We start from the raw sequence: 16,516 nt of genomic DNA, 5'->3' as shown, positions 1-16,516 counted from the left end.
AAGTGATCCTTCTCGAAATTTCTTACGTATTCTCTATGTATACTTTTTTAAAATATTAATTCAATTTGAACAAGCAGGTGATCCTATGAGTTACGCAACAATGAAACTAAGAGAAATAGTAGAAAGAATTATAGATGGAGACGAGGACGCAAAGGTGGAATTTGAGAAGAGGTGGCAAATACCATGGGAACAGGTAGGAACTGTGCCTATTCATATAATTGAAAGGTATCATAAAAAATAAGTGGTGTCCTTCCTGTTTGATTCCTCATTATGATACAGTATGGATAGAATTTCATGAGGAAGAGGGATGGTCATGACAAAGAAACTTTATTATCAGGATGCTTACATAAACTCCTTTACAACATCCATAAAGGACCAGCCAAAAGATGAAAACAATCAATGGTATCTCATATTAGAGGAAACGGCATTTTACCCAACAGGGGGAGGGCAGCCCACTGATCTCGGAACTTTAAACAATCGAAAAGTAATAAATGTAGAAGAAATCGATGGTGAAATCCGCCATTACATAGATGAGCCATTAGAATCGCTTTCAAGCGAAGTAGCTGGAGAGGTTGATTGGAAGCGAAGATATGATCATATGCAGCAGCATTCCGGTCAGCATATTTTATCTGCTGCTTTTGAGGAAGCCCTTCAATTCAAAACCATCAGTTTTCATCTAGGTAAAGAGATGTTAACCATAGACTTGGATGTTGAGAAATTAACGGAAGAACAAGCCTCAGAAGCAGAGAGGTTAGCGAACCGTGTCATTCAAGAAAGCAGATCAATTGAAACAAAATGGATAACCGAAGCAGAGTTGTCTCAGTATCCCATGCGAAAACAGCCAACCGTTACAGATGATATTCGATTAGTCATTATTCCAGACTTTGATTATAACGGTTGTGGAGGAACACACCCTCGTTCTACTAGTGAGGTAGGAGCGATTAAAATCCTCGATTGGGAAAAGCATAAAGGTCATATCCGTCTTCAATTTGTTTGTGGGAATCGTGTGCTCATGCAGCTTCATCAAAAGAATAAACTTCTTAAAGAATTAACTGGACAACTTCAGGTACCTGAGGAAACGATGAGTTCAGTTGTTCAGCGATTACTAGAAAAACAAAAGGAACAAGAGAAAACAATCGAAGATATGAAAGAACGCCTTTTCAGCTACGAAGCGGATGAATTGATGAACGAAGGAACCAGACAATCAGACTACGTTCTGATTCAAAAAGCATATCAGAATCGTCCAATTCAAGAGCTTCAAAAGCTTGCCCAACATATTACTTCTGAGAAGGAAGATGCAGTGGTATTGTTAGTTGTTCATAACGAAGGTAAACTTCAGCTTGTTGGAGCAAAGGGGACATCTCCAACAGTTAATTTAAAAGAAGCTGTTCGTAACGTCTTTCCATTAATTAATGGGAAAGGTGGGGGAAAAGAGTCCTTTGTTCAAGGTGGCGGAGAAGCATTAATGAGTAAGGAAGAACTTCTTCAAGAAATGGTGAAAAACGTATAGAATTTTAGTCTAGCTGCCCGTTTTATTGGGTGGCTTTATTATTTTTTTGCTATTTTTTAGGTGAAAACTAGAAAAGAGAGAGGTCTTTAAGCTAAAAGAAAATTTTATTATCAACTTTTAAAGATTTATTATCAAAATCCAGAAATTTATTATCAACAATCAAGAATTTATTTTCAACTTTCCTTTTCATCATGAATATATTTTTAACTTTTGACTGCTTAATATCAACTATCTATTGATATTATCAACTTCTACAACATACAATCACCCTCTCATAAGGAGCCAAAGTCTCATATATTCGGAATTTCCCTCAATATTGGTTAAAATAAAGAATACAACAGAATGTTCGACAACTGGAGGATAAGGAGAGAAAAAAGATGACCCATTATACAGATGACAGCTTAGCGTTACATACAGACTTGTATCAAATCAATATGGCCAAGGCCTATTGGGATGACGGGTATCATAATCGAAAGGCTGTTTTTGAAGTGTTTTTTCGAAAGCTGCCTTTTGGGAATGGATATGCCGTTTTTGCTGGGTTAGAACGAATCATTGATTTCGTGAAAAAGTTTCATTTCTCAGAGAGTGATATCGATTATTTGAGAGAATTGGGATATGAAGAGAAGTTTCTTCAATATTTATCCGACCTTCGCTTTACCGGAGCAATTCGATCCATGGAGGAAGGAGAGCTTTCCTTTGGGAATGTCCCATTGGTTCGCATAGAGGCTCCTCTTGCGCAGGCTCAATTATTAGAAACGGCGATATTAAATATCGTGAATTACCAAACGTTGATTGCTACAAAGGCGAATCGAATTAAACAGGTGGTACAGGATGAAGTGGTAATGGAGTTTGGAACAAGGCGGGCACATGAGCTGGATGCGGCAATCTGGGGGACGAGAGCGGCTTATATTGGTGGGTTCGATGCCACCAGTAACGTCCGTGCTGGAAAGTTATTTGGTATGCCGGTTTCTGGAACTCACGCACATGCCATGGTTCAAGCCTATCGGGATGATTACACTGCTTTTCATAAGTATGCTGAAAGTCATAAGGACTGTGTGTTCTTAGTGGATACCTATGATACGTTAAAATCAGGTGTGCCAACGGCGATTAAAGTAGCGAAAGAGCTGGGGGATAAAATCAATTTCAAAGGTATTCGCTTAGATAGTGGAGACATGGCTTATTTGTCTAAGAAAGCTCGGAAAATGCTCGATGAGGCTGGTTTTACTGGAACCAAGATCATCGCTTCAAATGACCTAGATGAATACACCATTTTAAACCTTAAGGCTCAAGGGGCTGAGATTGATGTATGGGGAGTTGGGACGAAGCTTATCACAGCCTTTGACCAACCGGCCCTTGGAGCGGTGTATAAGCTTGTGTCCATTGAAAATGACGCAGGAGAAATGGAAGATACGATCAAAATTTCAAGTAATGCGGAGAAAGTATCGACTCCTGGAATCAAAAGAATTTACCGTATCATAAATACGGTAAACCATAAATCTGAAGGTGACTATATTGCCTTGGAACATGAAAAGCCTCAGGATGAAGAACGATTGAAGATGTTTCACCCTGTTCACACGTATATAAGCAAATTCATCACCAATTTCGAAGCAAAAGAGCTACATGTGGACGTTTTTAAAGAGGGAGAGCTTGTCTATGAATCACCTTCTTTAGATAAGATGAGAACATTTGTAAATGAGAACTTGGCATTATTATGGGATGAGTACAAGCGTGCCATGAATCCTGAGGAATATCCTGTGGATCTAAGTGAAGAGTGCTGGACCAATAAGATGGAGCTTATTAAGCAAATAAAAGAAGATGTGAAAGAAAAATCCCTCAAACAATAGGTAAGTTTGTTTGAGATAGGGTAACATAAAAAGATATAATATGGTGTAATAAAACCTAACATGGAGTGTGAAAACATGGACTCTCTTCAAAAACAAATCGTCGAGGAAATGATGGTAAGTCCAGAAATTAATCCGAAAGAAGAAATTCGTCGCAGCGTAGATTTTATGAAGGATTATTTGAAAAAGCATACCTTTTTAAGAAGCTTAGTGCTTGGGATTTCCGGCGGACAGGATTCTACTTTATTAGGAAAGCTTGCTCAAATGGCCATTAATGAAATGAATGAAGAAACGGGCTCAAGAGATTATAATTTTTATGCCGTTCGACTTCCCTATGGAGAGCAAGGGGATGCCAAGGATGCGATTGATGCCGTGAAGTTCATTGATCCATCGGTGCCGTTAACGGTTAATATTCAATCGGCTGTTGATGCCAGCGTCGCAACATTAAAGAAAAACGGAATCGAGCTTTCTGATTTTGTTAAAGGAAATGAAAAAGCCCGTGAACGGATGAAGGTGCAATTCGCCATTGCGGCCATGAAAAATGGAGTCGTATTAGGGACGGACCATTCAGCAGAAGCTGTCACCGGTTTTTATACAAAGTTTGGAGACGGTGCAGCAGACTTAGTTCCTCTTTTCCGTTTAAATAAGCGCCAGGGGAAAATGCTCTTAAAGGAGCTCGGGTGTCCAGAACACCTCTACAACAAAAAGCCAACGGCAGATTTAGAAGAAAATCGCCCTCAGCTTCCAGATGAAGAAGCACTTGGCGTAACCTATGATCAACTGGATGACTATTTAGAAGGAAAAGAAGTGTCTCCAGAAGTAAAGGAAATCATCGAAGGCCACTATTTAAAAACAAAGCATAAACGTCATCTACCTGTAACAGTGTTTGATGATTTTTGGAAATAACCAAAGAAAGCCAGCTCTTAATCAGAGCTGGCTTTTCTTGTGTTGAGGGACGGACCTCCAAAAGAAACAAAGGTTATTCGACAGGAGCACTCCCTTATATGACAAATTTCCTAATATTTCAATAAATTTTCAACAAATAAAGAGGATTCTTTTCCATTTGGCACGAAAGTAGTAATAGTTAAGGGATATATTATTACAGTTTTATATCTGGAGGGGTAAGATGACACAGGATATGTTGAATCCAAAGTTGCAAGGCATTATTGAAAATATAGAAAAAGTAATGATCGGAAAGAGACAGGTAGCTGAGCTTAGTGTTGTTTCCTTGCTGGCTGGTGGGCATGTTTTGCTTGAGGATGTGCCGGGAGTGGGGAAAACCATGATGGTTCGTGCTCTGGCCAAGTCAGTTGGAGCTAGCTTTAAACGTATTCAGTTCACACCTGATTTATTGCCATCGGATGTAATCGGAGTTTCCATTTATAATCCAAAGGAAATGGAATTTAACTTTAGACCTGGACCGATTATGGGGAATATTATTTTAGCAGATGAAATTAATCGTACGTCACCTAAAACTCAATCGGCTTTATTGGAAGGAATGGAAGAGAGTAGTGTCACCATCGACGGTATGACGCGAAAGCTGGATAAACCATTCTTTGTAATGGCGACACAGAATCCGATTGAATATGAAGGAACGTATCCTCTTCCGGAAGCTCAATTGGATCGCTTTTTGTTAAAAATGAAAATGGGTTATCCAGAGCCAAACGAAGAAATGGAAGTACTTCATCGTGCGCAGAAAAATCCACCGATTGACGATTTAGAGTCCGTCATGTCATTAGAAGAGCTTCGCTTGATTCAAAGTGAAGTGAAGGAAGTATTAGTGGATGACACCATTAAAAAATACATTGTTGAGATTGCCAATCGTACTCGGATTCATGCCAATGTTTACTTAGGAGCAAGTCCGCGTGGGTCGATTGCTTTAATGAAGGCATGTCAAGCATATGCGTATTTAAGAGGAAGAGACTATGTCGTGCCCGATGACGTTCAATACTTAGCACCATTTGTGTTTTCTCACAGAATTATTATGAAATCTGAAGCGCGCTATGAAGGTATCACACCGGAGGACGTAGTGGAGAGAGTGATGGCTCGTATTCCCGTCCCGGTTCAAAGGCTTGTGAGATAGTATGAAGAAAAAACTTCAATTATTAAAGCCGATAGGGAAGTTTCTTCTACTCCTCGTTTTAATAGGTGTAACGTTCTCCTATGCTATGTTTCAAGGCGGATTTGTTAGTTGGTTTTTATTTTATAGCTTTATTCCATTTGCTTTATATTCTGTTCTCATTTTTCTTTATCCTTTATCAGATTTCTACGTGGAGAGGAAATTCGAAACAATGGATTACAAGGCAGGGGATGAACTGAAGGTGACCATTACTCTAGCTCGTAAAATTCCATTTCCGCTATTTTATATGGTGTTAGAGGATGTTGTCACAGACTCGGTTTTTCACCAGTCGTCCTTTCGAAAAGCGAAATCAATGATTTATCCAGGCTTTAGAAGGCATATTAAGCTGACGTATTACGTAGACGAATTGCCTCGAGGTGAGCACATTTTTTCTGCTGTTCGATTTCGCACAGGGGATTTCTTTGGAGTATTTGAAAAAGAAACAACCATCGACTGCCATAATAAACTCCTTGTTTATCCATCCTTTGTAGATGTCGTCTATCGTCCGCTCGAAAACCGGTACGATCAAGGGATGACGACCTCAAATGTAAAGATTCAAAAAGATACTACGATGGCAACAGGGATTCGCGAATATCAACCAGGGGACCGTTTTTCGTGGATTCACTGGAAAACCTTTGCCAGAACCAATGAACTCATGACGAAAGAGTTTGAAGAACGTCAATCTCATGATGTGTTAATTGTTTTAGATCGTGAGTATTCTTCTGTCTTTGAACCAATGGTTACGTTTACAGCTTCCATGGTTCGCTCCATTATTAAAAAAGGAGCCCAGGTAGGTATGGTGTCCATTGGAGAGGATCATGTTTCTTTTCCGATTCGTGGAGGAGAGGCTCATCAAAGGCAGCTCTATTATCACTTAGCTAAGGTACTCCCAAACAGTCGTTTCCCCTTAGGAAAGGTGTTGCAAGGAGAGGGCTTGAATTATTCACAATCTGCCTCTGTGCTGTTTGTGACCTCCAAGATTTCGAAAAAAATGATCTTAAGTATTAATAATTATGCTAAACGAAACAGTGCTGTGGTCATTTTCCTAGTGAAAGAAAGAGGAGATGTGTATACTGCTGAAGAAAAATCCATGAAAGCCTATGCGGCGGCACGAGGTATTAGGGTAAGAGTTTGCTTTGAAGGTGACTTCTCTTCAGCGTTTATGGAGGTGAAGCGAGCATGAGACATGAAACGTCAAAACATACATTCTATACCATTATGATTTATTTTTTCGGGTTTCTTTTGTTATGGGAGTGGTTAAAGCCACTAAAAGTGATCACGGATACAGGTAGTCTTACCTATTTCGTGGTATTTATTGCTTTGAGTCTCATCCTATCTTATTTCCGGCTCCATTATTTTTTAACAGCAAGTGTAAAGAGCATCTTTATCTTATTCTCTTTGCATTCACTGTATTTCACTGGATCATTTTTTAGCTTCCTGTGGCTAGGTGAATTTCTAAAGGATCTATGGGTAAATATTCTACTGACCTTTGGCCGTCAATGGCCAGACCTGTCCTTTGTTTATCGCAGCCTGCTCTTTTTTATTTTGCTTTGGCTCATGACCTATTTACTCTATTATTGGTTATCCGTTCGGAAAACGATTTTACTTTTTTACATTATGACCGTAACGTATATCAGTGTTATTGACACTTTCACCATTTACGAAGGGGATAAGGCGATTGTGCGCGTAGTCATCTTCGGATTCTTATTAATGGGGTTACTGGCTCTTGAAAGATTAATTCAAGGAGAAATGCTTCTCGGCTCTAAAATGAGCAGGCATCGTTGGATAGTTCCTCTTACCGTTATGCTTGGTGTCAGTTCCGTTATCGCCTTTGCTGTTCCAAAGGCGAATCCTATTTGGCCGGACCCTGTTCCTTATATCCAATCCTTTGCAGAAGGTGCAGGGGGAAATGGGGTAAATAAGCTCGGTTATGATTCAGACGATTCTCAGCTGGGAGGTCCGTTTATTGGAGATCCCACAGTGGTTTTTAATGCAGAAGTGACAAGAGAGCACTACTGGAGAATCGAAACCAAAGACCTTTATACGGGTAAAGGGTGGGAGCAGTCTATTCCAACCGAACAAAAAAAGCTCCCTTTTAATTCTGATGAACAAGCGCCACTTGTGATCAATCCATTAGATAAAGAGAAAGAAGTGGAATCTGAAAAGGTCATGGTGGAGCAGCGTTATTCTCATATTGTCTATCCTTATGGATTTGAAAAGGTATCAGGAAATGAAGATGGTTATTTTGCCCTTAATGTGATTGATGAAAAAATCACGAGTTATGAGAGTTCAGATGATAATGTGAGCTTAGAGGGCTACACAATATCTTACCGTTCTCCTTCCTATTCGCAAAAACGGATGAAAGCGGCAAATGAAGACCATGAAATCATGCAAACTCCTGAGTTTGTGAATCGGTACACCCAGCTTCCTGCAAGTGTTCCACAACGAGTAAAAGACTTAGCGGTAGAGATTACAGCAGAAGAGGATAATTGGTATGACAAGGTGCGCGAAGTAGAAAATTATTTTTCAAAGAAAGCGTATGTGTATGATCAATTTGATGTACCGGTTCCAGAAGAAAATCAGGATTATGTCGACCAATTCTTATTTGAATCACAAAGGGGATACTGCGATAATTTTTCTACTTCTATGGTTGTCCTACTCCGCTCACTTGGAATACCAGCAAGATGGGTCAAGGGCTATACAGAGGGTGAATACAGTCGTCAGATTGATTCTCAATATAAGCTTTATGAAGTTTCAAATAATAATGCCCATTCATGGGTTGAAGTATTCTTCCCTGAAGTAGGGTGGGTTCCGTTTGAACCTACTGTTGGATTCAGTAATAACGTCTCATATAAATATGACTTAGATGTTCCTGATACAGATACTGATGAAACGCCAGTACCAGAAAAAGAAACACCGAAAAAGCCGTTAGGTCCTGAAGAAGAAGAAGCTTCTAAGGGTGAGGGCATTTCACTCGCTAAGCTTTGGGATAACACTGTAACGTTCATTAAAGATAATTGGGGGAAAATGTTGTTTGGCTTCTTATGTTTGGTTGGCTTAGGAATAGTATTGTATTTCGTGAGACGCCGATGGTTACCTCATGTGTTAATCTTCTATTATCGAAATAAGAAATCAGAGGATACCTTCACAGATGCGTATCTTTCTCTTATGAAACAATTAGGTAGATATGGATTAAAGCTGGAAGATGGTCAAACCTTAAGGGGTTATTCAAGGTACGTTGACTCCTTCTTTGGTACAAGAGAAATGACCAGTTTAACCACCCGTTACGAGAAAAGATTATATGGTCAAAAGCCGACAAATGATGATTGGATTAAGATGAGAGAATTGTGGGAAAATTTAATTAAAAGAACAACAGGTTGACCAGTATTCAAACAAGGTTTAAAATGATGTCAAATTAATAATATGGTTCGTTAGCATCCTTCGTATATCCTCGATAATACGGTTCGAAAGTTTCTACCCGGTCACCTTAAATGACTGGACTATGAAGGCAGTGTTCTAATTTGACATTTTTGTGTACAAAAAAACTAGAATTCTGCCTTTTTTTATAGGCGAAGTCTAGTTTTTTTATTGTTTTTTGGAATGCTAACAATATTAAAAAATTTAAAAGTACAACAGGGCTTACATATCTTGCCCAGGGAAAAAGGTTTTCTGTTAAAAACAATTTTAATGAGGTGAACTGAATGCTTGGAAAAGAAGAATTGCACAATCAAGAAATGATCGTTGTTTTAGACTTTGGAAGTCAATACAATCAATTAATTACACGAAGAATACGTGAATTTGGTGTTTATAGTGAACTCCATCCACATACAGTTACTCTTGAGGAAATTAAGGAAATGAATCCTACTGGAATTATTTTTTCTGGAGGACCCAACAGTGTATATGGAGAGGACTCCTTTCGTTGTGATGAACGGATCTTTGATTTAGATATCCCTATCCTGGGGATTTGCTATGGAATGCAATTAATGACCATGCATTTTGGGGGAAAGGTAGAACGAGCGAAACACCGTGAGTATGGTAAGGCGACCATGACGATTGAAAAGCAATCAAAGCTGTTTTCAAATCTTGCTGAAGAGCAAGTAGTCTGGATGAGTCATGGAGACCTGGTAGTAGAGGCTCCTGAAGGGTTTGACGTGAATGCAACGAATCCATCTTGTCCGATCGCTTCAATGAGTAATGAAGAAAAAGGACTATATGCTGTTCAATTCCATCCAGAGGTTCGTCACTCTGTACATGGAAATGAAATGCTTAAGAACTTTGTCTTTGAAGTGTGTGGCTGCGAAGGCGATTGGACAATGGAAAGCTTCATTGACATGGAGATGGATAAAATCCGTCAAATCGTTGGAGACAAGAAAGTTCTTTGTGCTCTAAGCGGTGGAGTGGATTCATCAGTTGTAGCTGTACTAATTCATAAAGCAATTGGTGACCAGTTAACTTGTATATTTGTTGATCACGGCCTCCTTCGTAAAGGGGAAGCGGACAGCGTTATGAAAACTTTCTCTGAAGGCTTCAACATGAATGTCATCAAAGTGGACGCGCAAGATCGATTCTTAAATAAATTAAAAGGTGTATCCGATCCAGAACAAAAACGTAAAATTATCGGAAACGAGTTTATTTATGTCTTTGATGATGAAGCGACGAAATTAGAGGGTATTGAGTATCTAGCCCAGGGTACCTTGTATACCGATATTATTGAGAGTGGAACAGCTACTGCTCAAACGATCAAATCTCACCACAATGTGGGTGGGTTACCTGAAGATATGCAATTCACTCTTATTGAACCGTTGAACACATTGTTTAAGGATGAGGTTCGTGCTTTAGGGTCAGAGCTTGGAATTCCTGATGATATAGTATGGCGTCAACCATTCCCAGGTCCTGGTCTTGGAATCCGTGTGCTTGGAGAAATCTCAGAACAAAAGCTGGAAATTGTTCGTGAATCTGACCATATCCTGCGAGATGAAATAAAAAAAGCAGGCCTTGATCGAAACATTTGGCAATATTTCACCGTCCTGCCTGACATCCGCAGTGTAGGTGTGATGGGAGATGCAAGAACCTATGACTACACGATAGGAATCCGTGCGGTTACATCCATTGATGGTATGACTTCTGATTGGGCTCGCATTCCATGGGACGTATTAGAGAAAATTTCTACACGCATTGTAAACGAAGTGGACCATATCAACCGCGTTGTCTATGATGTAACGAGTAAGCCACCTGCAACAATCGAATGGGAATAATGCTTCGGTAGGATTCGACATAATATGGATAATTTTGACGAACACGAACGTTCATTTTAAAAAATAACAAAATGTTCGTATATTCTATTGACGGTCATGTTTAAGGTTGGTACAATAGTACCGTAATCATAAAAAACATTATAATAGTATTACGTCGTATAATTTCGGGAATAGGGCCCGAGCGTTTCTACCAAGCTACCGTAAATGGCTTGACTACGAGGTGATTGATACTAGGACCGTCAATTGTTTAATCTCATTTTTCAGTCCTATTCATCTGTTATCTTTATAGTCTAAGTCCTGAACTCGGGTAGTTCAGGACTTTTTTTATTGGAGCAAAGTTAAATGTTTCACCATCCTGCGACGTCTTATTGGAGGGAGAAAAATAATGAAAAAGTTCTTTCAGTTTGAACAGTTAGGAACCAATTATAGAAGAGAAGTAATAGGTGGTTTAACAACGTTTTTATCAATGGCTTATATATTGATCGTTAATCCACTTACGCTAACACTTCAATCCGTACCAGATCTTCCAGATAGTATGAGGATGGATGCTGGAGCCGTATTTGTAGCAACAGCTTTAGCGGCTGCTATCGGTTCATTGATTATGGGGCTCCTGGCCAAATATCCCATTGCGTTAGCTCCTGGAATGGGGCTGAACGCATTCTTCGCCTACACGGTTGTTTTGACAATGGGGGTTCCGTGGCAATCAGCTCTTACAGGGGTCTTGATTTCAGGGCTCATTTTCATTGCGTTAACACTATCAGGAATTCGAGAGAAAATTATTAATGCGATTCCTTCTGAATTGAAATATGCAGTTGGAGCAGGTATTGGATTATTTATTACATTCATTGGTTTTCAAAATGCAGGGATAATTGTTAATAATGATGCAGTATTAGTTGGTTTAGGGGACCTGACAAAAGGACCAACATTGCTTGCTATCTTTGGTATTGTTGTTACCGTCATTTTAATGACAAGAGGAGTTAAAGGCGGTATTTTCATCGGGATGGTCGTCACTACTATTGTCGGTATGATTGTCGGGTTGATTGACATGCCAACAAAAGTAGTAGATGCAGCACCGAGTCTAGCGCCGACATTTGGGGCAGCTCTTGACCCATTGTTTAACGATGCTGGCAGTATATTCACAATCCAAATGTTAGTAGTTGTTCTGACTTTCTTATTCGTTGATTTCTTTGATACAGCTGGCACGCTGGTTGCTGTTGCAAATCAAGCAGGATTAATGAAAAACAATAAATTACCACGTGCAGGTAAAGCATTATTCGCCGATTCATGTGCGACGGTTGTCGGTGCTATTCTTGGTACGTCAACAACCACTTCCTACATTGAGTCATCCGCCGGGGTAGCGGCAGGTGCGAGAACCGGATTTGCATCTGTAGTAACAGGAGTTCTATTCTTACTTTCCATTTTCTTTTTTCCTGTACTAGCGGTCATAACGGCCCCAGTCACTGCACCAGCTCTTATCATTGTTGGGGTGTTAATGGTTTCATCATTAGGGGAAATTGATTGGAAGAAATTTGAGGTGGCAGTTCCCGCATTCCTAACGATAGTGGCGATGCCACTGACATATAGTATCGCAACAGGGATCGCCATAGGGTTTATTTTCTACCCGATTACGATGATCATGAAAGGGCGTAGGAAAGATATCCACCCTATCATGTATCTCCTGTTTGTCATCTTTGTACTGTATTTTCTTTTCTTGGTGTAATGCATAGAGCTGGTCTTTCGAGATCAGCTTCTTTTCTATTTTTGGAAGAATCTATTATAATGAAAGAAAGAATTGAAAAAAACGTGAGAGTTCGTTAAAATCATGGAATCGGAAAGTGTCGAAAATGGTCGAATATATAGGGAGAATGTCTATGTCCACTTTAAATGTGAATAAAGCACTGAATAACAATGTTTTAATAGCCGAGCATGAAAGTTACGGTGAAGTTGTTCTGATTGGTAAAGGAATAGGGTTTAACCGTAAAAAAGGGGACCCCATTCAAAACGATATAGCAGAAAAAATGTTTGTTTTAAAAGGAGAAAAGGAGCAGGAACAGTACAAAAACCTTCTTCCTTTCCTAAACGACGATATGTCTAATGTCATTATTTCTGCCATTGAATTAATAAGGAAAAGAACGAACTCATTTTTAAATGAGCATATTCATATTGCCCTGACTGACCATATCCTTTTTGCTATTAATCGACTCATGAGAGGAATGGAGGTTCGAAATCCCTTTTTAGTGGAAACGAAAACCCTGTATCCCTTTGAATACGAAATAGCCAGAGAAGTTGTAGCTATGATCAATGAGATGACAGAGGTTCACCTTCCGGAAGGTGAAGTAGGTTTCATTGCTCTTCATATTCATAGTGCTATGATGAATAAAGATCTTTCTGAAGTTAATCAACACTCACAGCTGATATCTCGTCTGACGGGAATGATTGAACAACAGCTGGAAGTGGAAATTAATAAAGACAGTGTTGATTATATGAGGCTTGTTCGACATATTCGTTATACAATAGAGCGTGTTTTGCGAGGAGAAAAAGTCGAAGAACCAGAAAAGATTGCAAAACTGTTGAAAGAAGAATACCCTATCTGCTATAATTTATCTTGGAAGCTGATCAAGATGATGCAGCAAACATTACAAAAACCCGTCTACGATGCAGAGGCTGTTTACCTAACTATGCATTTGCAGCGTATTCAAAATAAAGTAAAGTAAAGCACTTATCTTTCTTACGTGTTACTGATTCGATCAGGCATGAGTGAAGAAGATGATTGAAACGTATAATTTGGGGTAGTCTATCCTTATACGTTCATTATCCTCTTTTCTCATGCCTTTTTTGTTTGCAATCATCATCTAATTAGCTGAAAAAATGAATAGAAAAAAAGGAGGAAACTCATATGTTTAAAAAGGCTTTTGGCGTTTTACAAAAAGTCGGAAAAGCTTTAATGCTTCCTGTTGCTATTTTACCTGCAGCTGGACTTTTACTGGCATTTGGTAATGCCCTTCAGAATCCGACACTATTAGAACTTGCTCCGTTCCTTGCAAACGGCGGTGTTGAAATGGTTGCAAGCGTAATGGAACAAGCAGGTGGAATTATCTTTGGAAACTTAGCACTCCTCTTCGCAGTTGGGGTAGCCATTGGTTTAGCTGGTGGTGAAGGAGTAGCTGGTTTAGCCGCTATCGTTGGTTTCTTAATTATGAACGTAACGATGGGAACAGTTGAAGGACTTGGCATTGGAGATGTAACAGGTGAAGGTGTAGACCCTGCTTACTCATTAGTACTGGGAATTCCGACACTTCAAACAGGAGTATTCGGTGGTATTATAGTAGGTATACTTGCAGCTTACATGTACAATCGTTTCTATCAGATTGAGCTTCCTTCTTATTTAGGGTTCTTCGCAGGAAAACGATTTGTTCCGATTGTAACTGCAGCATCTGCAGTTATCCTTGGTCTATTAATGTTAGTAATTTGGCCACCGGTCCAAAATGGACTTAACACATTCTCTAACTTTATGCTTAATGAAAACAGAGCGTTTGCAGCATTTGTATTCGGTGTAGTTGAACGTTCATTAATTCCATTCGGACTTCATCACATTTTCTACGCGCCTTTCTGGTTTGAATTCGGATCTTATACATCTGAAGCAGGAAACATTGTGCGTGGAGACCAAGCTATATTCATGAAACAAATTCAAGATGGTGTTCAAGATTTAACAGCTGGTACGTTCATGACTGGTAAATTCCCATTCATGATGTTTGGACTTCCTGCTGCGGCTTTAGCAATTTACCACGAAGCTAAGCCTGAGCGTAAAGCAGTTGTTGGTGGAATCATGGCTTCTGCTGCTTTAACATCTTTCTTAACGGGTATCACAGAGCCGATTGAATTCTCATTCTTATTCGTAGCTCCAGTACTATTCGGTATCCATACAATTTTTGCAGGTTTATCTTTCTTAACAATGCATCTGTTAGATGTAAAAATAGGTATGACGTTCTCTGGTGGATTAATTGATTATATTCTATTCGGATTAATCAACCCTCAAACAAATGCATGGATCGTTATCCCGGTTGGAATCGTCTTTGCAGTTATTTACTACTTTGGATTCCGTTTTGCCATCCGCAAATTCAACCTAATGACTCCTGGTCGTGAAGAGGTTGAAGATGATGAAGAAGGTGCGACAACAAACACAGCTGGAGATCTTCCATACAATGTATTAGAAGCTCTAGGTGGAGAAGAAAATATCGCTCACTTAGATGCGTGTATTACTCGTCTCCGTGTATCTGTTAATGACTCGAAGAACGTGAATAAAAATCGTCTGAAGAAATTAGGTGCATCTGGAGTACTTGAAGTTGGTAACAGCATTCAAGCCATCTTTGGACCTAAATCAGACACATTGAAATCACAGATGCAAGACATTATGCGTGGTAAAGCACCTCGTAGAGTAGAAACAAGTGCAAATGAAGAAGTAGAACAACAAATTGAAGAAGTTAACCCGGATGCACTTCAAGAAGAGAGAAACAATGAAAAATTTGTAGCTCCTATCACGGGTGAAATTAAAGATATTACAGAAGTTCCAGATCAAGTTTTCTCTGGGAAAATGATGGGTGACGGTTTTGCTATCCTTCCTACTGAAGGAACAATCATTTCTCCTGTAGCGGGTAAAGTAGTGAACGTATTCCCAACGAAGCATGCTATTGGATTAGAGTCTAAAGCAGGTCGTGAAGTATTGATCCATGTTGGTATCGATACAGTGAAATTAGAAGGTAAAGGATTCGAAGCTCTAGTGAAAGAAGGGGACCAAGTAGAAGCGGGTCAACCACTACTAGAAGTAGATCTTGACTACATTAAAGAAAACGCACCTTCTATTATGACACCAATCGTCTTTACTAACCTTAAAGAAGGTCAGCAAGTAACAGTGGAGAAAACAGGTAAAATCAATCGTAACGATGAAAACATCATTAAGATTGACTAGATGAGAGAAGTGAAACGAGCCGCCTTTTATAGGGTGGCTCGTTTTTTGTTTGCAGAAATATTATTTAGTTTCTTCTATATAATGGTCTAGTAAACGAATGCAATTTATTATATTCTTTTTTTATCATAACTATCAGTAGAGTTGGATTTAGATAATGAGGTGTTGGTATGACTAGGTTCGATGTGTACTCTATTAATAAAGATGAAAGTTTTATGAAGAAATTCTATTAAAAGTGTTGACGATAATCTAATAGCTTGGTATACTTTAAAAACCGTCGCAAAAGAGCAGCGTACAAATAATCAACAAAAAAAGAAATGAAAAATTATTTCAAAATAGTTGTTGACAAACACACTGTATTCTTGATATGATGGTTAAGTTGCTTCAGACGAAGCGAACGCAACACATTGAACCTTGAAAACTGAACAAAACAAGACAAAACGTCAACGTTAATTCTAGATTTACAAGTAACACAAGAGCTATTCAAACTTTTATCGGAGAGTTTGATCCTGGCTCAGGACGAACGCTGGCGGCGTGCCTAATACATGCAAGTCGAGCGGATTGATGGGAGCTTGCTCCCTGATATCAGCGGCGGACGGGTGAGTAACACGTGGGTAACCTGCCTGTAAGATTGGGATAACTCCGGGAAACCGGGGCTAATACCGAATAATTCATTTCCTCGCATGAGGAAATGTTGAAAGGTGGCTTTTAGCTACCACTTACAGATGGACCCGCGGCGCATTAGCTAGTTGGTGAGGTAACGGCTCACCAAGGCGACGATGCGTAGCCGACCTGAGAGGGTGATCGGCCACACTGGGACTGAGACAC

General features: G+C 39.5%; 11 protein-coding genes, 1 rRNA gene and 2 riboswitches. All 12 genes read left to right on the top strand.

Annotated features, from left to right (window positions below):
- The first annotated feature begins 85 nt into the window (after positions 1-85).
- On the top strand, positions 86-241 hold the full coding sequence (locus IQI_RS20490; RefSeq protein WP_156509817.1) for a hypothetical protein: 156 nt from the start codon (positions 86-88) through the stop codon (positions 239-241).
- Positions 242-313: 72 nt separating this feature from the next.
- Complete coding sequence (locus tag IQI_RS02460; RefSeq protein WP_064091162.1) at positions 314-1,510, top strand: alanyl-tRNA editing protein; 1,197 nt, start codon at positions 314-316, stop codon at positions 1,508-1,510.
- 377 nt (positions 1,511-1,887) lie between these two features.
- Positions 1,888-3,354, top strand: a complete 1,467-nt coding sequence (locus IQI_RS02455) for a nicotinate phosphoribosyltransferase (protein WP_064091161.1) — start codon at positions 1,888-1,890, stop codon at positions 3,352-3,354.
- Between the two features lie 75 nt (positions 3,355-3,429).
- Positions 3,430-4,257: an ammonia-dependent NAD(+) synthetase gene (nadE, locus tag IQI_RS02450; protein WP_064091160.1), complete on the top strand. Its 828-nt coding sequence runs from the start codon at positions 3,430-3,432 to the stop codon at positions 4,255-4,257.
- Between the two features lie 220 nt (positions 4,258-4,477).
- Positions 4,478-5,434, top strand: a complete 957-nt coding sequence (locus tag IQI_RS02445; protein WP_064091159.1) for an AAA family ATPase — start codon at positions 4,478-4,480, stop codon at positions 5,432-5,434.
- A gap of 1 nt (position 5,435) precedes the next feature.
- The gene (locus IQI_RS02440) at positions 5,436-6,653 is read left to right on the top strand and encodes a DUF58 domain-containing protein (RefSeq protein WP_064091158.1); all 1,218 of its coding nucleotides are present in this window, start codon (positions 5,436-5,438) and stop codon (positions 6,651-6,653) included.
- Positions 6,650-8,851, top strand: coding sequence for a transglutaminase TgpA family protein (locus IQI_RS02435; protein ID WP_064091157.1), 2,202 nt, complete (start codon positions 6,650-6,652; stop codon positions 8,849-8,851). Before IQI_RS02440 ends, IQI_RS02435 begins: the two co-directional genes overlap by 4 nt.
- A 40-nt stretch (positions 8,852-8,891) precedes the next feature.
- Positions 8,892-8,993, top strand: a riboswitch (purine riboswitch).
- A 178-nt stretch (positions 8,994-9,171) separates the two neighbouring features.
- Positions 9,172-10,725 (top strand): glutamine-hydrolyzing GMP synthase, encoded by a 1,554-nt coding sequence (gene guaA, locus IQI_RS02430; RefSeq protein ID WP_064091156.1) that lies wholly within the window; start codon positions 9,172-9,174, stop codon positions 10,723-10,725.
- Between the two features lie 134 nt (positions 10,726-10,859).
- Positions 10,860-10,961: riboswitch (purine riboswitch) on the top strand.
- 149 nt (positions 10,962-11,110) lie between these two features.
- A complete protein-coding gene (locus IQI_RS02425; protein WP_064091155.1) occupies positions 11,111-12,445 on the top strand; it encodes an NCS2 family permease in 1,335 nt (444 codons plus the stop codon).
- A gap of 151 nt (positions 12,446-12,596) precedes the next feature.
- A complete protein-coding gene (glcT, locus tag IQI_RS02420; protein ID WP_064091154.1) occupies positions 12,597-13,439 on the top strand; it encodes a glucose PTS transporter transcription antiterminator GlcT in 843 nt (280 codons plus the stop codon).
- A 182-nt stretch (positions 13,440-13,621) separates the two neighbouring features.
- Positions 13,622-15,691: a glucose-specific PTS transporter subunit IIBC gene (gene ptsG / locus IQI_RS02415; protein ID WP_064091153.1), complete on the top strand. Its 2,070-nt coding sequence runs from the start codon at positions 13,622-13,624 to the stop codon at positions 15,689-15,691.
- Between the two features lie 488 nt (positions 15,692-16,179).
- Positions 16,180-16,516: ribosomal RNA gene (locus IQI_RS02410) — 16S ribosomal RNA — on the top strand; the annotation flags it as partial.

It is taken from the genome of Rossellomorea aquimaris TF-12 (genome assembly GCF_001648555.1).
Classification (GTDB): Bacteria; Bacillota; Bacilli; order Bacillales; family Bacillaceae_B; genus Rossellomorea; species Rossellomorea aquimaris.
The sequence above is the reverse complement of the archived record's forward strand: the minus strand, read 5'-3'. Positions and strand labels throughout refer to the sequence as shown.

Bases quoted from the DNA above. Each gene is read 5' to 3' on its own strand.
- IQI_RS02460 (WP_064091162.1), top strand. From the start codon at position 314: ATGACAAAGAAACTTTATTATCAGGATGCTTACATAAACTCCTTTACA.
- IQI_RS02455 (WP_064091161.1), top strand. From the start codon at position 1,888: ATGACCCATTATACAGATGACAGCTTAGCGTTACATACAGACTTGTAT.
- nadE (WP_064091160.1), top strand. From the start codon at position 3,430: ATGGACTCTCTTCAAAAACAAATCGTCGAGGAAATGATGGTAAGTCCA.
- IQI_RS02435 (WP_064091157.1), top strand. From the start codon at position 6,650: ATGAGACATGAAACGTCAAAACATACATTCTATACCATTATGATTTAT.
- guaA (WP_064091156.1), top strand. From the start codon at position 9,172: ATGCTTGGAAAAGAAGAATTGCACAATCAAGAAATGATCGTTGTTTTA.
- IQI_RS02440 (WP_064091158.1), top strand. From the start codon at position 5,436: ATGAAGAAAAAACTTCAATTATTAAAGCCGATAGGGAAGTTTCTTCTA.
- glcT (WP_064091154.1), top strand. From the start codon at position 12,597: ATGTCCACTTTAAATGTGAATAAAGCACTGAATAACAATGTTTTAATA.
- IQI_RS02445 (WP_064091159.1), top strand. From the start codon at position 4,478: ATGACACAGGATATGTTGAATCCAAAGTTGCAAGGCATTATTGAAAAT.
- ptsG (WP_064091153.1), top strand. From the start codon at position 13,622: ATGTTTAAAAAGGCTTTTGGCGTTTTACAAAAAGTCGGAAAAGCTTTA.
- IQI_RS20490 (WP_156509817.1), top strand. From the start codon at position 86: ATGAGTTACGCAACAATGAAACTAAGAGAAATAGTAGAAAGAATTATA.
- IQI_RS02425 (WP_064091155.1), top strand. From the start codon at position 11,111: ATGAAAAAGTTCTTTCAGTTTGAACAGTTAGGAACCAATTATAGAAGA.